13 protein-coding genes and 1 riboswitch are annotated in these 16190 nt (G+C 66.9%); of the genes, 8 read left to right on the top strand and 5 right to left on the bottom strand.

Annotated features, from left to right (window positions below):
* Together MWU77_RS20070 and MWU77_RS20065 are read right to left on the bottom strand one after the other, a co-directional pair.
* The gene (locus tag MWU77_RS20070) at positions 1–1359 is read right to left on the bottom strand and encodes a M1 family metallopeptidase (protein ID WP_247274595.1); all 1359 of its coding nucleotides are present in this window, start codon (positions 1357–1359) and stop codon (positions 1–3) included.
* The gene (locus MWU77_RS20065) at positions 1356–5264 is read right to left on the bottom strand and encodes a Pls/PosA family non-ribosomal peptide synthetase (RefSeq protein ID WP_247274594.1); all 3909 of its coding nucleotides are present in this window, start codon (positions 5262–5264) and stop codon (positions 1356–1358) included. Before MWU77_RS20065 ends, MWU77_RS20070 begins: the two co-directional genes overlap by 4 nt.
* Before the next feature lie 243 nt (positions 5265–5507).
* A riboswitch (SAM riboswitch) is annotated at positions 5508–5624 on the top strand.
* 70 nt (positions 5625–5694) lie between these two features.
* On the opposite strand from MWU77_RS20065, the gene MWU77_RS20060 reads away from it, so the two are divergent.
* Genes MWU77_RS20060 through MWU77_RS20055 form a run of 3 tightly spaced genes read left to right on the top strand, consistent with a single transcriptional unit; the run spans position 5695 to position 7812 of the window.
* Positions 5695–7005: an aminotransferase class V-fold PLP-dependent enzyme gene (locus MWU77_RS20060; protein ID WP_169688029.1), complete on the top strand. Its 1311-nt coding sequence runs from the start codon at positions 5695–5697 to the stop codon at positions 7003–7005.
* Between the two features lie 50 nt (positions 7006–7055).
* Positions 7056–7148, top strand: coding sequence for a putative leader peptide (locus MWU77_RS25155; protein ID WP_374229930.1), 93 nt, complete (start codon positions 7056–7058; stop codon positions 7146–7148).
* A 58-nt stretch (positions 7149–7206) separates the two neighbouring features.
* Complete coding sequence (locus MWU77_RS20055; RefSeq protein WP_169688030.1) at positions 7207–7812, top strand: LLM class flavin-dependent oxidoreductase; 606 nt, start codon at positions 7207–7209, stop codon at positions 7810–7812.
* Between the two features lie 17 nt (positions 7813–7829).
* Here the strand turns inward: MWU77_RS20055 and MWU77_RS20050 are convergent, their stop codons facing one another.
* Positions 7830–8303: a YbaK/EbsC family protein gene (locus MWU77_RS20050; protein ID WP_169688031.1), complete on the bottom strand. Its 474-nt coding sequence runs from the start codon at positions 8301–8303 to the stop codon at positions 7830–7832.
* A 104-nt stretch (positions 8304–8407) separates the two neighbouring features.
* On the opposite strand from MWU77_RS20050, the gene MWU77_RS20045 reads away from it, so the two are divergent.
* Positions 8408–9238, top strand: coding sequence for a crotonase/enoyl-CoA hydratase family protein (locus tag MWU77_RS20045; protein ID WP_169688032.1), 831 nt, complete (start codon positions 8408–8410; stop codon positions 9236–9238).
* A gap of 99 nt (positions 9239–9337) precedes the next feature.
* Here MWU77_RS20045 and MWU77_RS20040 read toward each other — a convergent pair whose 3' ends face one another.
* Positions 9338–9829, bottom strand: coding sequence for an inorganic diphosphatase (locus MWU77_RS20040; protein WP_169688433.1), 492 nt, complete (start codon positions 9827–9829; stop codon positions 9338–9340).
* A gap of 163 nt (positions 9830–9992) precedes the next feature.
* On the opposite strand from MWU77_RS20040, the gene dacB reads away from it, so the two are divergent.
* From dacB to hpt, 4 genes are read left to right on the top strand one after another with little or no spacing between them, the layout of a single operon-like run.
* Positions 9993–11396: a D-alanyl-D-alanine carboxypeptidase/D-alanyl-D-alanine-endopeptidase gene (gene dacB / locus MWU77_RS20035; RefSeq protein ID WP_247274593.1), complete on the top strand. Its 1404-nt coding sequence runs from the start codon at positions 9993–9995 to the stop codon at positions 11394–11396.
* Positions 11393–12424: a zinc-dependent metalloprotease gene (locus MWU77_RS20030; RefSeq protein ID WP_374229928.1), complete on the top strand. Its 1032-nt coding sequence runs from the start codon at positions 11393–11395 to the stop codon at positions 12422–12424. Before dacB ends, MWU77_RS20030 begins: the two co-directional genes overlap by 4 nt.
* Positions 12425–12426: 2 nt before the next feature.
* Positions 12427–13452, top strand: coding sequence for a tRNA lysidine(34) synthetase TilS (gene tilS / locus MWU77_RS20025; protein WP_247274592.1), 1026 nt, complete (start codon positions 12427–12429; stop codon positions 13450–13452).
* A 20-nt stretch (positions 13453–13472) separates the two neighbouring features.
* A complete protein-coding gene (gene hpt, locus MWU77_RS20020) occupies positions 13473–14033 on the top strand; it encodes a hypoxanthine phosphoribosyltransferase (protein WP_169688036.1) in 561 nt (186 codons plus the stop codon).
* A 6-nt stretch (positions 14034–14039) separates the two neighbouring features.
* Here hpt and MWU77_RS20015 read toward each other — a convergent pair whose 3' ends face one another.
* Positions 14040–16040, bottom strand: coding sequence for a serine/threonine-protein kinase (locus tag MWU77_RS20015; RefSeq protein ID WP_247274591.1), 2001 nt, complete (start codon positions 16038–16040; stop codon positions 14040–14042).
* Between the last annotated feature and the right edge of the window lie 150 nt (positions 16041–16190).

The following is a 16190-nucleotide window of genomic DNA, read 5'->3' as shown; positions in this document are numbered from 1 at the left end:
CTAGTACATGCGACCGTTCTCGAGCGCGGGTAGCGTGGTCGTCCCGAGCCATGCATCCCACAAGGGGCGTAGCGGTTGATCGGTGAATCTCGTTGCCAGATCGGTCAATTGCTCGGTGGTGACGTTGGAATGCCGGTGCTCGGCAGTCCAGGTGCGCAGAAGAGTGAAGAACCGCTCGTCGCCGAGACGTAGCCGCAGCGCATGCAAAGTGAGGGCGCCGCGCTTGTAGATCCGGTCGTCGAACATGTCCTTCGCGCCCGGGTTGCCCAGAAGGATGTCCTGCGGCAGACGGGCAAGTCTCGCGTGCGTGTGCTGCGCGAGTTCGTGGGCCGAGGCCCCTCCGGAGTTCTCCGCCCACAACCATTCTGCGTAGCACGCGAAACCTTCGTGCAGCCAAATGTCCTTCCACCGTTTCAAAGTCAGGCTGTTGCCGAACCACTGGTGTGCCAGCTCATGCGCGACGAGTCGTTCCTCGTCGCGATTTCCGCTGCAGAAGTTCGCACCGAAGACCGACATTCCCTGCGATTCGATCGGGATCTCGAGGTCGTCGTCGGTGACGAGCGCGGTGTAATGCGCGAACGGATACGGTCCGAACAGCCGCGTGAAGACTTCGATCATCTGCGGTTGACGTCCGAAGTCCCTGTCGAACTTGGCGCGCAGCCTCGGCGGATGCACCGCGAACTGCGGGACGGGCGACGACGCAACCTTGCGGACCTCGTAGTTCCCGATCTGCACGCTCGCGAGATAGGTCGACATCGGTTCGGGCTGCTCGTACACCCATGTGGTGCGACTGGCCTTCGTCGTCTTGCGGAGCAATGTCCCGTTGGAAATCACCTGGAACGGCGCGTCCGCAGTGATCGAGACCCGGTAGGTGGCCTTCGAACCGGGATGGTCGTCGCACGGAAACCACGTCGGTGCACCGTTCGGCTGGCTGGCGACCAGTGCACCCTCGTCGAGTTCTTCCCAACCGACGTCACCCCACATGGTGTGCCGAGGGGTGGGGGTACCGGCGTATTGGATGGAGAACGTGAGAACCGCCCCGACCGGGATGGTCTGCGAGGGTGTGACCGTCAGTTTGTCGTTGCGGTGGGCGAACTTCGACGGGCGTCGCCCGTTGAGCGACACTTTGGTCACGCGCATGGTCTGCGCGAGGTCGAGTGTGTATTTCGCCCGGACGTCGGTCGTGGTGGCGATGATCGTGGCACGCCCCTCGAGCCGATTCGCAGTCACCTTGTACGTCAGGTCCAGTTCGTACCGCGACACGAGATACCCTCGGTTCCCGCTCTGGGGGAGATACGGGTCGAGCGGGCGATCGGGCCCGGTAGGTGCTACGGGTTTCGCTGCTTTGAGCGGCTTCATCGCGTCGACCAATCACCGGGCCGGGACCACGGCGCAATCGGATTACCCTGCCAGCGGGTGGAGGGGGGAACCACGTCGCCGCGCATGACGAGAGACGCAGGCCCGACAGTAGTGCCTGCGCCGATTCCCGATGCCGGCAGCGCGACACATTGCGGGCCGAGCGTGGCGCCGGCGTCGAGGGTCACGGTGTCCATGGACATGATCCGATCATGGAACAGGTGGGTCTGAACCACGCACCCCCTCTCCACGGTCGCGCCGGGTCCCAGCGTGACGAGGTCGGCCTCCGGTAACCAGTAACTTTCACACCACACACCACGACCGATCTTCGCGCCGAGACCGCGCAACCACAAGTTCATCACGGCGGTGCCGGGCGTCTGTTGACCGAACCACGGCGCGGCGACCATCTCGACGAAGGTGTCGGATACCTCGTTGCGCCATACGAAGGAACTCCACAGCGGGTGTTCCTCCTGCCCGATGCGCCCGACGATGAGCCATTTCGCCGCGATGGTGATGATGCACGCCAGCGCACCGGCGGCCATCAGCACGAGTCCACTGACCAGCGCCGCGGTCGTGTAACCGCGATGGACGGCAATGGAGTTCAGCGAGAACAGCACCATCAGGCCGATGCCGAACGTGACCATCATCGGAACGAGGCGGAAGGTCTCGACTGCCCCGCGCGCGATCTTCAGTTTCAGGGGCGGCTCGAATGTGCGACTCGAATCGGATTCGCCGGAGGCACGGCGCAACCGCACGGGGGGACTGCCGAGCCACGACGATCCCGATTTCGCCTTCTCCGGTGCGGCCGACAGGACCGCGACGAGGCCGTGCTTCGGCACGCGACGACCTGGTGCGGCCATGCCCGAGTTTCCGAGGAACGCCCGCTTGCCGACCTTGGCGCGCGAAATGTACAGCCAGCCGCCGCCGAGTTCGTACGAGGCGACCATGGTGTCGTCGGCGAGGAAGGCGCCGTCCGCGACCTTGGTGAACTTCGGGACCATGAGGACAGTGGACGCCTCGACGTCCTTGCCGATGTCGGCGCCGAGCAGCCGCAGCCAGATCGGAGTGAGCATCGACGCGTAGAGCGGGAACAGGAAGGTGCGGGAGGAATCCATCAGGCGTTCGGTAGCCCAGACCTGCCACCCGACGCGGCTTCGGACCGGATGCCAGCCTTCGGTCATGCCGATCGACAGCAGCCGCACGGTGATCAACGTCAGCACCGCGAACACCGCCATGGTGAGAACTCCGCCTGCGGGGAGCATCGCAAGGGAACGGAGCACAGCCTCGGACACACTCACGGTGTCCCTGACCCACCAGACGAGCAGCGCGACACCCGCGCCGATCGACAGGATCGGAAGTCCTGCGAGAAGGATGGACGTCACACCGAACATCGGGACCCAGCGCGCGCCGCGCGGCGGATCCGCGGAAGGCCATTGCGGTGCGGCTTTTCCGGTTTTCTGCGCGGGCGAACCGGCCCAGTGCTGCGCAGCCTTGACCCGACCGAACACGGCGGAGCCTGCGGCAACCTCGGCGTTCTTGCCCACGCGTGAACCCGGGGCGAGAAACGAGCGGGCGCCGATCGAGGCGCCGGCTCCGATGCGAATGCTTCCGATGTGGACGAGGTCGCCATCTACCCAGTACCCCGACAGATCCACCTCGGGTTCGATCGAGCAGCCGTCGCCGAGCTCGAGCATGCCGGTGACCGGCGGAAGGGTGTGCAGGTCGACGCCCCGGCCGATCTTCGCGCCCAGCGCCCGCGCGTACTGGCGCATCCACGGCGCACCGGACAGATTGGTCGCGCCGGACGCTTCGGACAAGCGCTGCGCGGTCCACAATCGGAGGTGTACCGCGCCGCCGCGGGGATAACTGCCCGGCTTCAGCCCGCGCAGGAGCAGCCGCGCGCCCAGGACCGCCGTGCTCATCCGGCCGAGCGGCGAAAGGAACACAACGACGCCTGCTGCGATCCACCACCACGACAACGTCACGGTCCACGGAACATCGGTGGCCATTGCGATGATGTTGTTCAGAATCGCCAGCCACGTGATCCATTGGAGGCCGGTCAACGTCGTGAGTGGCACCGTCGCAGCGAGCTGGAGGAACTGCGCCCATCGCGACACCGGGTCGACCTCTCGTGGAGCCGTCGTCGCCGTCGGCGCGAGGTCGTCGAGATAGCCGGCGAGGGATCCGAGCCGAGGCCGGTCGTAGAGTTCGGCGACCGTCATCTCGGGATAGCGCTCACGCAGCGCGGTGACGAGCTGTGCGGCGGACAGGGAACCTCCGCCGAGTTCGAAGAAGTCGTCGTCGAGTCCTTCGATGCGGGCGCCGAGCAGTGACGACCACAGTTCCGCGACCCATTCGGCGGTCGGAGGTAGTCCGAGCGCTTCGACCGAGTCGGCGTCGGCGCCGGGCAGCGGCCACGGGAGGGCATTACGATCGACCTTCCCGGACGTGCGAGTGGGAAGTTCGTCGACGAGCGCGAGACGTGGTACGAGTGCCGCTGGAAGCTGTTCGGACAGCAGGTCGTGGGCGGAGGCAACGTCGAAGTCGGGATCGGTCGAGGCGATGTAGCCGACGAGAATCGAGCTTCCGGCCGAGGTCTTGCGGACCGCGCACGCACCGCCGGCGACCCCGGGCAGGTTCTGCAGGGCATTGTCGACCTCGCCGAGCTCGATGCGGCGTCCGCCGATCTTGACCTGGTCGTCTGCGCGGCCTTGGAAAAGGAGCCCCGCGCTGTCGAGGACGACGAGGTCGCCGCTGCGGTAGGCGCGTTCCCAGCCGAGGGTGGGCATGGGCGCGTACTTCTCGGCATCTTTCGCCGGGTCCAGGTAGCGGGCCAGCCCGACACCGCCGATCACGAGCTCGCCGGTCTGCCCTTCGGCGACGGGCTTGCCGTCGGTGTCCACGACCGCAAGATCCCAGCCGTCGAGTGGCAGGCCGATCCGGATCGGTCCGGTGCCGTCCATGATGGCGGCGCACGCGACCACCGTCGCTTCGGTGGGGCCGTAGGTGTTCCACACTTCACGGCCGGGCACGGCGAGACGCTCGGCGAGGTCGGGAGGGCATGCTTCTCCGCCGAAGATGAGCAGGCGCACTGCTTCGAGTGCCTCGCCGGGCCACATCGCCGCAAGCGTCGGGACCGTGGAGACGACGTTGATGTTGCGAGAGACAAGCCACGGGCCGAGGTCCATTCCGGAACGCACGAGCGAGCGCGGTGCCGGAACGAGGCACGCGCCGTGCCGCCAGGCCAGCCACATCTCCTCGCATGACGCGTCGAAGGCGACGGACAGACCTGCGAGGACCCGGTCGCCGGGGCCGAGCGGTTCTTCCCGGCAGAACAGGTTCGCTTCGGCGTCGACGAACGCGGCGGCGTTGCGGTGTGTGACGGCGACACCCTTCGGGGTGCCGGTGGAACCCGAGGTGAAGATGATCCACGCGTCGTCGTCGAGGGCCGGTTCGCGTACGTCCGGTTCGTCGGCAGGACGAGCGGTGCCGGGACCGACCCCCGCATCGGTGACGATCGCGGTCACCTTTGCTTCGGAGAAGACCAGTTCGGCACGCTCATCGGGGTCGTCGGCGTCCACCGGGACGTAGGCGGCGCCTGCGGCGAGAACGGACAAGATGGTGATGTAGAGGTCTTTGGACCCGGATGACATGCGCACCCCGACGCGATCGCCGGCACCCACACCGGCCTCTGCGAGTCCACGCGCTCCTGCGCTCACCTGGTCGAGCAGTTCGGCGTACTCGAGCATCGTGGTGCCGTCGTCTATCGCAGGAGCGTGGGGGTGCGATTCGGCGCTGGCACGAAGTACGTCGACGAGTGTGCGCGGCGCGGGTGCGTGTGATCCGCGCAGGAAGATTTCCGGTACGAGCGACGTGTCGTCGGCTGCGGGCGGGGGTTGAGCAGACAATCCGCTGTCCTTCTACTCGGGTGGGCGATCCGGGTTATCTCACGTGAAGGTGGACAACAGATGAACGTTCGGTACGCGCAGCGAATGGATGGAGGTTCGCGGTGTCACACCTCAAAGCAAAGCACGATGGCGGTTCCTCCGCAGGTCAGAAGGAGAAATTCACTTTCTGCCGGAGACCGTGCGGAAGGCCCCGGCGGGGTGCCGACTTGACACCCGGTGTGCCCGGTGTCATTGTCTTCGGCAGGTCATGAGTACCAGCGTCAAGCCCCGGCTCGCTGGTCGGCAACCCTCCGCCGCGGTGGGGTGCTCCGGGTGACGACCTGGCTGACGTACCGAACCCGGACGCAGCAAGCGCGGACTCCGCCGGCGAACGATTCACCATCGTCGTGGCGATCACCGACGGGTCCCTGATCGATGAGGGAAATTCGTCATGACTGTTGCCACCTCCACCTGTATCGCTCCCTTTGCTCGCGTGTCGGGCTGTGACGTGCAGGTTCCTCTGGTGCAGGGCGGAACCTGCACCTACGCGAACTTCGACTATGCGGCGAGCGCGCCGGCTCTGGCGAGTGTGACGGACCGGATCGCCGAACTGTTGCCGTTCTACGCCAGCGTGCACCGTGGTGCGGGTTATGCCTCGCGCATCAGCACCACGAGCTACGAGGAGTCGCGTGAGTCGGTTTCCCGGTTCGTCGGGGCCGACGAGGACCAGGTCGTGGTCTTCACCCGAAACACCACGGATTCGATCAACCTGCTGGCCGGTGCGGTCCCCGGTGACGTCGTGGTCCTCGACATCGAACATCACGCGAACTTGTTGCCGTGGAAGAACACTCGTGTGGTGGAAGCCGCAGATTCGGTCTCGGAGACCGTGTGGCGGATCGCCGTCGAGCTCGAGCGTGCGCCGACGGCACTGCTTGCCATCACGGGAGCCTCCAATGTGACCGGCGAGGTGCTTCCGATTGCCGAACTCGCCGACCTCGCCCACGCGTGCGGCGCACGGATTTTCGTCGACGGTGCCCAGCTGGTTCCGCATCGCCGCGTCGACCTCGCCGAGCTCGGCGTCGACTATCTCGCGTTCTCGGGCCACAAGCTCTACGCACCGTTCGGTGCCGGGGTGCTCGTCGGACGTCGCGACTGGCTCGATGTCGCGGAGCCGTACCTCGCCGGTGGTGGAGCGGTGCGTGAGGTGGCCCTCGACCGCACCGAGTGGGCGTGCGCCCCTGCCCGGCACGAAGCCGGGTCCCCGAACGTGCTGGGGGTCGCGGCGATCGCTGCCGCGTGCGACACCCTCGCGTCGCACGACGCCGAGGCAGCTGCGCGTCACGAAGAGCTGTTGTGCGCACAGCTCGTCGATGGCCTGCGCGATATTTACGGCGTGGAAATCCTTAGGCTGTGGGATGATTCGGCAGACTGCGTCGGGATCGTGACCTTCGGTATCGACGGTTTCGAGCCCGGTGAGATAGCCGCATACCTCTCGGCCGAACACGGCATCGGTGTTCGTGACGGGCGGTTCTGCGCCCACCCGTTGCTCGCTCGCGTCGGCCTTCCCGGTGGTGCGGTGCGTGCATCGCTGGGATTGGGTAGTTCCTCGGCGGACGTCGATCGTCTGCTCGCGGCGCTTCGGCAGCTGGTGGCGAATGGGCCGCAGTGGTCGTATGCCAAGGCCGACGGGGCCTGGAGTCCGTCGCCGGAGACCCGGACCGGCCTCACGCAGTCGGGCGACGGTGCGGCGGAGTGCGTCTGACGATCGCCGCAGAGATCGACAATTCCCCACGAGATCAGTAGGGTTTTCTCATGGCAGTGTGGAGTTCGGCGCAGGCAGCGGCCCAGTGGTGCCGACGCCACGTCGACCTGTGCCGCACGGCCTCCTGCATCTGTTCGGACTGACGAGGTTCCCGTTCCCGCTTTTTTCGATGCCGAGTTCGGCATATCGAGAGGAATTCTCATGTCCTACAGTAGTACATCGTCGACCGAATCACTGCGTGTCGCAGTCGAATTCGTAGAGGGGTCAGGGTCCGACGTGTGGGCCGATCTCACCGTTGATCGTGACGGTGGTGGGCCGCTCGACCTCAGTGCTGCTCCGCGCACCGTCGTGCGGGTGCGCGCCGCAGATCTACGGGAAGCACGCAAGATGCGCGATCGGGCACGAGCCGATGCCTCGGCGGAAGGCCGCGACCCCGACACCCTCACAGTGCTGGTCGACCTCGAAGTGATCGTCGACCTCGAAGCGCGGGTGGCTCGTCGCCGTGCTCAGGATGCGTGGCGCCGGGCAGGTGGGGGAGCGGCGGGCCTGTCCTATGTCGGTACTCCGACCGGGCTGGCCGGCCTGATCGCGGATATTCATGCCGTGAAGGTCGCCGACGGTGTCACCTTGATCCCGGTGGCCGGCGGCGTCACGGTCGACAACATCGTCGACGGAACCCTGCCGTGGCTCGAGTCTCGCGGACTCATCGAGATCGCACCGTCGTCGGTGGAGTTGGGTCGCAGGTTCGCGGCAGGTAGGGGGCGTGCCACTGGTCGCTCGGACGGTCGTGCTGCCCTCGCATCCTGACCTCCTGCACGTCGCGATCAGTCGACCTCGAGGTCGACGCCCGCGGTGATCCGTAGGAGCTCGGTGTACGAGGTGCGGAAGAGGGTGTCCAGGCTCCCTCCCGATGCCCACAGCTCGGGGTATCCCGCCAACGCGCTGTCGACGTAGGTCGGCAGATTGGTGGGGTGCCCGAGCGGTGCCACGCCGCCCGGTGGCTGCCCAGTGACCTCGGTGATCAGGTCGTCGGGGGCGGGAGTGAGGGTGCCGGCCAGTCTGGCGCCGGCCCGCTCGAGTGAGACCCGGTGCGCGCCCGAGACGAGAACCAGTATCGGCTCCTCGTCGAGAAGGAGTACGAGGGACTCGACGATGGCTCCGACGTCGACCCGCACTGCAGCTGCTGCCTGTTCGGCGGTGCGCACCGGAGTCGACTGCGTGGTGATCAGGCCGTGATGTCCTCGGGCGATGAGGGTGTCGGCGACTCGGGCAGCATTCGGGTGCAGAGGCCTGGGCATGATGCCACCCTATGAAAACCGGTGACTGCTGTGACCGGATCCAGAAGGATCGACGTGATCGGAAGCTCGGTGCGCTTTACGCGCTCAAATATTACTCTCGAGTAATGACTGATTCATCCAGTTGGAAGGCGTTCACCGTCGAGCGCACCGAACACGTAGCCCAGGTCACGCTCATCGGCCCGGGCAAAGGCAACGCGATGGGACCGGATTTCTGGTCGGAACTGCCGCAGATCTTCGCGCAACTCGACACCGACCCCGAGGTTCGCGCCGTCGTGCTCACCGGCTCCGGCAAGCACTTCTCGTACGGCCTCGACCTTCCGGGCATGGCCGGTGAGCTCGGGCCGGTGCTGGCCGACAAAGCGCAGGCGAAGCCCCGCACCGATTTCCACGCCATGGTCAAGCGCATGCAGGGTGCCATCACGGCCGTCGCCGACTGCCGTAAGCCCGTCGTCGCTGCAATCTCGGGATGGTGCATCGGCGGCGGCGTCGACCTCATCGCGGCGGCCGACATCCGCTACGCCAGCGCCGACGCCCAATTCAGCGTCCGTGAGGTCAAGGTCGGTATGGTCGCCGACGTGGGTAGCCTCGCGCGCCTTCCCCGGATCATCGGTGACGGGCACCTACGTGAACTCGCGCTGACCGGCAAGGACATCGACGCGGCACGTGCCGAGAAGATCGGCCTCGTGAACGACGTCTTCGACGACGCCGCGGCAACACTCGCCGCAGCGCACGCGAGCGCCGCCGAGATCGCGGCCAACCCCCCGCTCGTGGTCCACGGCATCAAGGACGTCCTCGACCACACGCGGTCCGCGCAGGTCGACGACAGTCTTCGCTATGTCGCGGCCTGGAACTCGGCGTTCCTGCCGTCCGAAGACCTCACCGAAGCGATCGCGGCCGTGATGCAGAAGCGCACGCCGGAGTTCAAGGGGCGTTAGGAAGCAACCTGCAGAAAGACGACATCTCCCGGCCGATTTCGTTATCGGCCGGGAGATGTCGCCTTCAGGGGACGCGGTGTCTGCCGTCGTCCTACGTACTCAGTGTCCGCCGTTGTCCTTCAAGCGCGCGATCGACGCGGTGACCTCGGCCTCGGCGTCGGCCCGGCCCGCCCAATCGGCAGCTTCGACATGCTTGCCCGGCTCGAGATCCTTGTAATGCACGAAGAAGTGCTTGATTGCGTCGAGCTCGAACTGCGGCACATCGCTGATGTCCTGGATGTGATCCCAGCGCGGGTCACCGGCCGGAACGGCCAGGACCTTGTCGTCTCCGCCGGCCTCATCGACCATCTTGAACATGCCGACCGGGCGTGCATCGACGATCACGCCGGGGTACACGGACTCGGGGAGCAGCACCAGGCAGTCGAGCGGATCGCCGTCCTCACCGAGAGTGTTCTCGATGTAGCCGTAGTCGGCGGGGTAACCGAAGGAGGTGTAGAGGTAGCGGTCGAGCTTGACGCGGCCGGTCTCGTGATCGACCTCGTACTTGTTGCGCTGCCCCTTGGGGATCTCGATGGTGACCTCGAACTCCACGCCTTGCCTCACTTCGTCGATGTTTGCCAGTCGATACGACGTCCGTATCTGCGGCGATGGTCCGCAGTGAGGATAACCGCCCCGACGCTACGCTGTAGGTGCAGGTACCGGACCACCACGCGACCACCGAGGGCGCGAGTGTGTTGGACACAGCGGAGGCGCGTTGGCGGGGCAAGGCAAGAGCAAGAAGCAGGGCGGACTCGAGACCCGCAGACGCCGGAGCTTCCGGATCCTGCTCGGTATCTGGATCGTGGGATTCCTGGCACTGGTGGTCGGTGGCGCGTTCGCGGTGTACGACGTCCGCAGCACTGCATCTGCCGCGGTGGTCCCCGCCCCCGCGCCCGTCATTGCTGCGCCGCAGGTCGCAGCTGTCACCGACTCCGCCCCCGCACCCAGCCCCTCCGGGCTCTCCGCCGCGCTCGGCGCCGCCGTGGCGAACCCGGGACTCGGCGCATTCACCGGATCGGTCACCGACGCCGCGACGGGCACGGTGCTCTGGTCACACGAGCCCGACCGTCCGATGACACCGGCGTCCACCACGAAACTGCTCACGGCAGCAGCGGCCCTGATCGCCCTGCCGAGCGACCATCGGATCACGACGAAGGTGGTGTCCGGATCCCGGCCGGGCGAGATCGTGCTGGTCGCCGGGGGAGACCCGACGCTGACAGCGCAGCCCGCCGGTCAGGACGGCTTCTATCCGGGCGCTCCGCGCATCGCCGACCTCGCCGACCAGATCACACGTTCCGGAAGTGTGGTCGACACCGTGCTCGTCGACACCGGTGCGTACAGCGGCGAGCTCCTCGCACCCGGATGGTTCCCCGAGGACGTCCCCGCGGGCTTCGTTGCCCCGATCGAGCCGGTGATGCTCGACGGCGGGCGATCCGACCCGCTCGAAGACGAATCGCCGCGCAGCGCCACACCCGCCCTGGACGCAGGACGGGCACTTGCCACTGCACTCGGCGCAGATCCCGCGACAGTGGCCCTCGCGTCCGCCCCACCCGGTGCGACTCCCATGGCATCGGTGCAATCGGCACCGCTGCGCGACCGGCTCGGCCAGATGGTGAGCCGATCCGACAATGTGCTCGCCGAGGCAATCGGTCGCGAGGTCGCCATGGAGGCCGGGGCCGGGGCTTCCTTCTCCGATGCCACCGGCGCCGTCCTGCGTGTGCTGCAGGGCGCGGGCTTCGACACCTCCGGGGTGACGCTTGTCGACCTCAGCGGCCTTTCGATCGACGACCGGATCCCTGCCGGTCTGCTCGACTCGATCATGGCGGCCGCCGCAGCACCGGACCGCGAGGAACTGCGGCCCATACTCGACTACCTGCCTGTCGCTGGGGGCACCGGCACCCTCGCTGATCGCTACGGTGCGACGAATCGCGCCGGAGCCGGGTGGGTTCGAGCCAAGACGGGCACACTGAATCTGGTGAGTGGACTTTCGGGTTATGTCGTCGACGTCGACGGTCGGGTGCTCTCGTTCGCGTTGCTGTCCAACGATCGTTCCCCCGGCGAGGCCAGGCCCGCGCTCGATGCGGTGGCCGCGGTCCTCCGACAATGCGGATGCCGATGAGTGGCGCCGACCGCGCACTCGGCGATGCGATCGACTGGTCGTTCGCGGCGGGAGTCGGCGCGCGGCTGGCGCGGCCGGCGCCTGCGATGTCGCGCTACACCTACGACACCGCGGCCGCTGAACTCGCGTCCGCGTCGGATCGGGCCGAGGCGCCGGTCCGGGATCTGACCGGCCTCGTCGGCGGTGCTGCGCCGCGGCCTGCGCTCGTCGTCGACCGCCCGGGGTGGGTCCACGCGGCTGCTGCTTCGATGTCCGAACTGGTCGGCGAAGGGGAGAACCGCTCGTGGGCCGCGAAGCCCGCAGGAGCACAGGCCGGTGCGATGCTCGCCTATCTGTCCTCGGCGGTGCTCGGACAGTACGACCCGTTCTCCAGGACGCTGCTGCTGGTCACCCCGAATGTTGTCGCCGTCGAACGGGCACTGAAGGTTCCGACGGCAGACTTCCGGCTGTGGGTGTGCCTGCACGAGGTGACCCACAGGGTGCAGTTCGCGGAGGCACCCTGGATGGCCGATCTCATGCGCGCCGCCGCCGGGGAACTCTCGGCAGCCGTCGACGAGCCGATCGGCGACATCGCGCGGCGCCTCGCGTCGGCAGTCCGTGACCTGCGCGAACCTGAAGGCAAACCGATGTCGCAGCGAGGCATACTCGGCCTGATGCGTGCGCTGCAGGCCGAACCGCAACGCGAAAGCCTCGACCGGATGCTCGCGCTGGGCACCCTGCTCGAGGGGCACGCGGACCATGTCATGGACGCGGTCGGCCCGTCGGTGGTTCCCTCGGTGGTCCGCATCCGTCGCGCGTTCGACAGCCGGCGGCGACGCAGCAGCAATCCGATCCACCGCGTCATCCGCATCCTGCTCGGGATGGACGCGAAGATCGCGCAGTACGTCCACGGCAAGAGGTTCGTCGACGCCGTCGTGGAGAAGGTGGGGATGGAGCGGTTCAACGTGGTCTGGTCCGGGCCGGACGCATTGCCGACACTCGGCGAGATCGACAAGCCGGAAGCCTGGATCGCGCGAGTGCTGGGCTGACGATGGCTGCGGTATCGCCACCCCTGCTCCCCTCGACCCCTGCGATCCACGAGATCCGATTGGCAGTGCGCGCGTGGCTCACCGAGCACAACGTGACCACCGTCGTCGTCGGGCTTTCCGGTGGTGCCGACTCGGCGGCCCTGACCGCCGCCGCCGTCGCCGAGGCTCATGCGGTGCACGCAGTAGTGGTGGATCACCGATTGCAGGCCGGATCCGACGTGGTCGCCGCACGAGCTGTCGAGTTCGCGGAGTCGGTCGGATGTGCGTCTGCGCAGCTACGAGCGGTCGATGTGGCCGGTCCCGGCGGACTCGAAGCCGCCGCCCGCCGCGCGCGATACGGGGCTCTCGACGACGCGCGGTGTGGCAATCCTGTGCTACTCGGACACACTCTCGACGATCAGGCCGAAACCGTTCTGCTCGGCCTCGGTCGCGGCTCGGGTCTGCGGTCGATCCGTGGAATGGCGTCGTTCGACGACCCGTGGGGGCGCCCTCTACTCGGCGTTCGGCGCGACACCACTCGCCTGGCGTGTCAGGAACTCGGCTACGACCCGTACGAGGATCCGCACAACTCGGACCCACGGTTCACGCGCGTGCGGCTGCGGAGCGAGGTTCTGCCCCTGCTGGAGGACGCTCTCGGTGGTGGAGTCGCTGCGGCCCTCGCGCGAACCGCGGCGCAGTTGCGCGAAGACGGTGAAGCTCTGGACGCGGCCGCGGCGAGCGTGCTTTCCGACGCCCTCGGACAACCGGGCGCCTCAGCAGGAGAGCAGCAACTCGATACCGCGACGCTCGCGTCGGCGCCACCGGCGGTCGGGCGTCGTGCGGTGCGGGCGTGGTTGATCGAAATGGGAGTCTCGTCACCGCCCGACCGGACCCTCCGCGCAGTGGACGCCCTGGTGAGAGGATGGCGCGGGCAGGGACCGGTGGCCGTCGGCCGCGGTCCCGGACGGGGGAGCAGGTTGGTGGTGGCACGACGGCGTGGCAGGCTGATCCTCGAGTTCGTCGACCAGCAACGGTGTGCGGACGACTGACGGAAGGTAGGTAGGACCCGGTGTACGAAGGCGATATTGCGTCGGTGCTGATCTCGCAGGAAGAGATCGAGAAGCGCACTGCAGAACTGGCAGAGTCGATCGCCGAACGGTATCCGCCGGGTGCACCCGAAGGCGATCTGCTTCTCATCGGCGTGCTCAAGGGCGCGATCTTCTTCATGACCGACTTCGCTCGCGCGTTGCCGATCCCGACGCAGATGGAGTTCATGGCCGTCAGTTCGTACGGTTCGTCGACGTCGTCCTCCGGCGTGGTGCGCATCCTCAAGGACCTCGACAAGGACATCGCCGGCCGCCATGTGCTGATCGTCGAGGACATCATCGATTCGGGACTGACCCTGTCGTGGCTGCTCCGCAACCTCAAGACCCGTAACCCTGCTTCGCTCGAGGTCGTCACGCTGCTGCGTAAGCCTGACGCCTGCAAGATCGACGTCGAGGTCGCGGATGTCGGCTTCGACATCCCCAACGAGTTCGTGGTGGGCTACGGACTGGACTACGACGAGCGGTACCGCGACCTGCCGTACATCGGCACTCTCGATCCGAAGGTGTACAGCAACGAGAGCTGAGTGAGGCTACTGCAATGAGGAGCGGTGGTCCGGACGGACCGCGACCGACCGTTGCAGCGCCTCCAGATCCTGCTCCATGAGCCGGAACAGCCAGTACACGAACACGAATGCGCCGATACTGCCCACGGAAAGCACACGCACCGCGGGCTGGATCTGGGCGATCTCGTCGACCGTGAGGAATGTCGACCCAGCGACTGCGACGAGGGGCACTGCCGCCGCGACGGCGAGATACCGAATGCTGCGACGGTGCAGGCCTTCGAGTTCGCGGGCATCGGTGGTGTCGGTCGCGCCGTGGGGGAGGAACGCCGGGTAGATCGACCGCACCATGTAGAACGAGACGAAGAAGAACGGGTACGCCACTGCGATCGTTCCGCACACGACGATCGACGTGACGAAATGGGTGATCGCCCTGCTGTCGAGCGCTCCCGACACGGACTCCATGATCACCGGAAACAGAATCCCCGACAGGACCCACAGGATCATCACCACCGCGGTGATGCGATCAGCGATGAGCAGGGCGTCATGCCGGGCCCGCGCGAGTTCGGCGGCGTCGTACTGCCGTCCGCGGCGCAATCCCCGGGGCACGGTGATCAGCCTCCGCGCGAGGTAGACGATGACCAGGGCGCCGAGAGGAAACACGGTGGCGTTGATGATCAGCGCGATGGTCTGGAACTGGAGCTGCGCGTCCGGCGACAACTGTCCGACGATCAGATTCCGATTGTGCTGATAGTTGTAGAGCGCTCCCAGCACATTGGGGAGACCGATCGCCGCGATCATCAACGGGACGACCGGCCGGCGCAACCGCGCCCGCCAGCTCTCGGGTGGTGGGTCCACGAGTTCACGGGCGCGCGCGTCGAGGCACAGGTCGAACTGCTGCGCGAGTTCGGCGCCCGACGCCCACCGGTCGGCGGGCTCGGGTGCGAGGCATCGTGTGAGCACCCGACGGAGGGTCTGCGGGCAATCGCTGGGCAACGCGGTGAGAGCGTCGCCGTGCGGAGGCGCGCGCCGGGTGCGCAGCATCGCGTCGAGCGCGTCCACCGTGGGTGTTTCCGCGACGTGGTCGGCGCCGGGCCTGCTTCCGGTGAGCAACTCCCACAGCATCACGCCGAGTGCGTAGATGTCGCTGCGGGTGTCGAGATCGGCGGCACTGCGGGGCCGATGGGGGTGGCACGCCTCGAGTTGTTCGGGCGACATGTACGCGAGCGAACCGCCGAGATAGGCGACCGGTGAGCTGTCGTCCACCGATTCGGCGAAGCTGATGTTGAAATCGGCCAGCTTGGGCACCCCTTCGGCGGTGAGCAGCACGTTCGCCGGCTTGATGTCGCGGTGCAGCACGCCGCGGCTCTCGGCGTAGTGGAGTGCCTCGGCGAGACGTCGACCCAGCCATGCCACGGTCTCGGGCCACGTCAGGTCCGCGAGACGCTCTCGAACGGGTGATTCGGACGGTCTGATCTCGCCCTTGGCCTGGAGTGCTTCATCGACAGAGTCGAGCAGCAGGCGACCGGACCGCTGCTCGGGAGGTGTCTGTCGCACCTTGTGCAGCACGCGCAACAGAGTTCCGCCGGGCATGTACTGCATGTACAGCAGACGCAGTCCGTGATCGGGCAGAATTCGCTGGTCGAAGACCCGCACTATGTAGTCATGGTCGAGCTGGGCGAGGGTCTGTGCCTCGTTTCCGCTGTTCCGCGACACTTTCACCGCGACGAGACGTTGCATCGACTGCTGCCGGGCGAGGAACACGCGTCCGAATGCGCCCGTTCCGAGGGCCGTGAGCAGGTCGAAGTCGTCGATGCGTTGCCCGGCCTCCACGTCGTCGAGCGTGATGGGGTCGCCGGAGTCCAGCATGTCCGGGAGTGTTTGCGCTGTCGCGGTGAGATCGATCGGCACGGAGTCGGCCGCACGGGTGGTCTCCGCGGGTCGTGTCCTTTCGGAAACTCGCGTGGCATCACGAATCGTGATGTCGGAAGCGGCCGTCTCGGAAACCGGGTCCGGATCCCGCGTGTCCATTGCTCGATTTTCCCATATGGCGTCGCATCGGATACGGAACAACGCACAGCTGGAAAGGCAGGGAACCCCGGCATGATCGCGCGCGTTGACATAGTAGGCCGACCACGCAGGGGCGTCCTGGCAGCGCCACGCGGTAACCTTGCGGTGCCC

Source organism: Rhodococcus sp. F64268 (genome assembly GCF_023015605.1).
Taxonomy (GTDB): Bacteria; Actinomycetota; Actinomycetes; order Mycobacteriales; family Mycobacteriaceae; genus Rhodococcus.
Note: the sequence above shows the minus strand (reverse complement) of the source record. Positions and strands in the feature narration are given on the sequence as shown.

What these genes read in the sequence shown, in the direction of transcription:
- MWU77_RS20070 (WP_247274595.1), bottom strand. Translation starts at nt 1,359, where the DNA reads ATGAAGCCGCTCAAAGCAGCGAAACCCGTAGCACCTACCGGGCCCGAT.
- MWU77_RS20060 (WP_169688029.1), top strand. Translation starts at nt 5,695, where the DNA reads ATGACTGTTGCCACCTCCACCTGTATCGCTCCCTTTGCTCGCGTGTCG.
- tilS (WP_247274592.1), top strand. Translation starts at nt 12,427, where the DNA reads ATGGCTGCGGTATCGCCACCCCTGCTCCCCTCGACCCCTGCGATCCAC.
- MWU77_RS20050 (WP_169688031.1), bottom strand. Translation starts at nt 8,303, where the DNA reads ATGCCCAGGCCTCTGCACCCGAATGCTGCCCGAGTCGCCGACACCCTC.
- MWU77_RS20030 (WP_374229928.1), top strand. Translation starts at nt 11,393, where the DNA reads ATGAGTGGCGCCGACCGCGCACTCGGCGATGCGATCGACTGGTCGTTC.
- MWU77_RS20045 (WP_169688032.1), top strand. Translation starts at nt 8,408, where the DNA reads ATGACTGATTCATCCAGTTGGAAGGCGTTCACCGTCGAGCGCACCGAA.
- MWU77_RS20015 (WP_247274591.1), bottom strand. Translation starts at nt 16,040, where the DNA reads ATGGACACGCGGGATCCGGACCCGGTTTCCGAGACGGCCGCTTCCGAC.
- MWU77_RS20055 (WP_169688030.1), top strand. Translation starts at nt 7,207, where the DNA reads ATGTCCTACAGTAGTACATCGTCGACCGAATCACTGCGTGTCGCAGTC.
- MWU77_RS25155 (WP_374229930.1), top strand. Translation starts at nt 7,056, where the DNA reads ATGGCAGTGTGGAGTTCGGCGCAGGCAGCGGCCCAGTGGTGCCGACGC.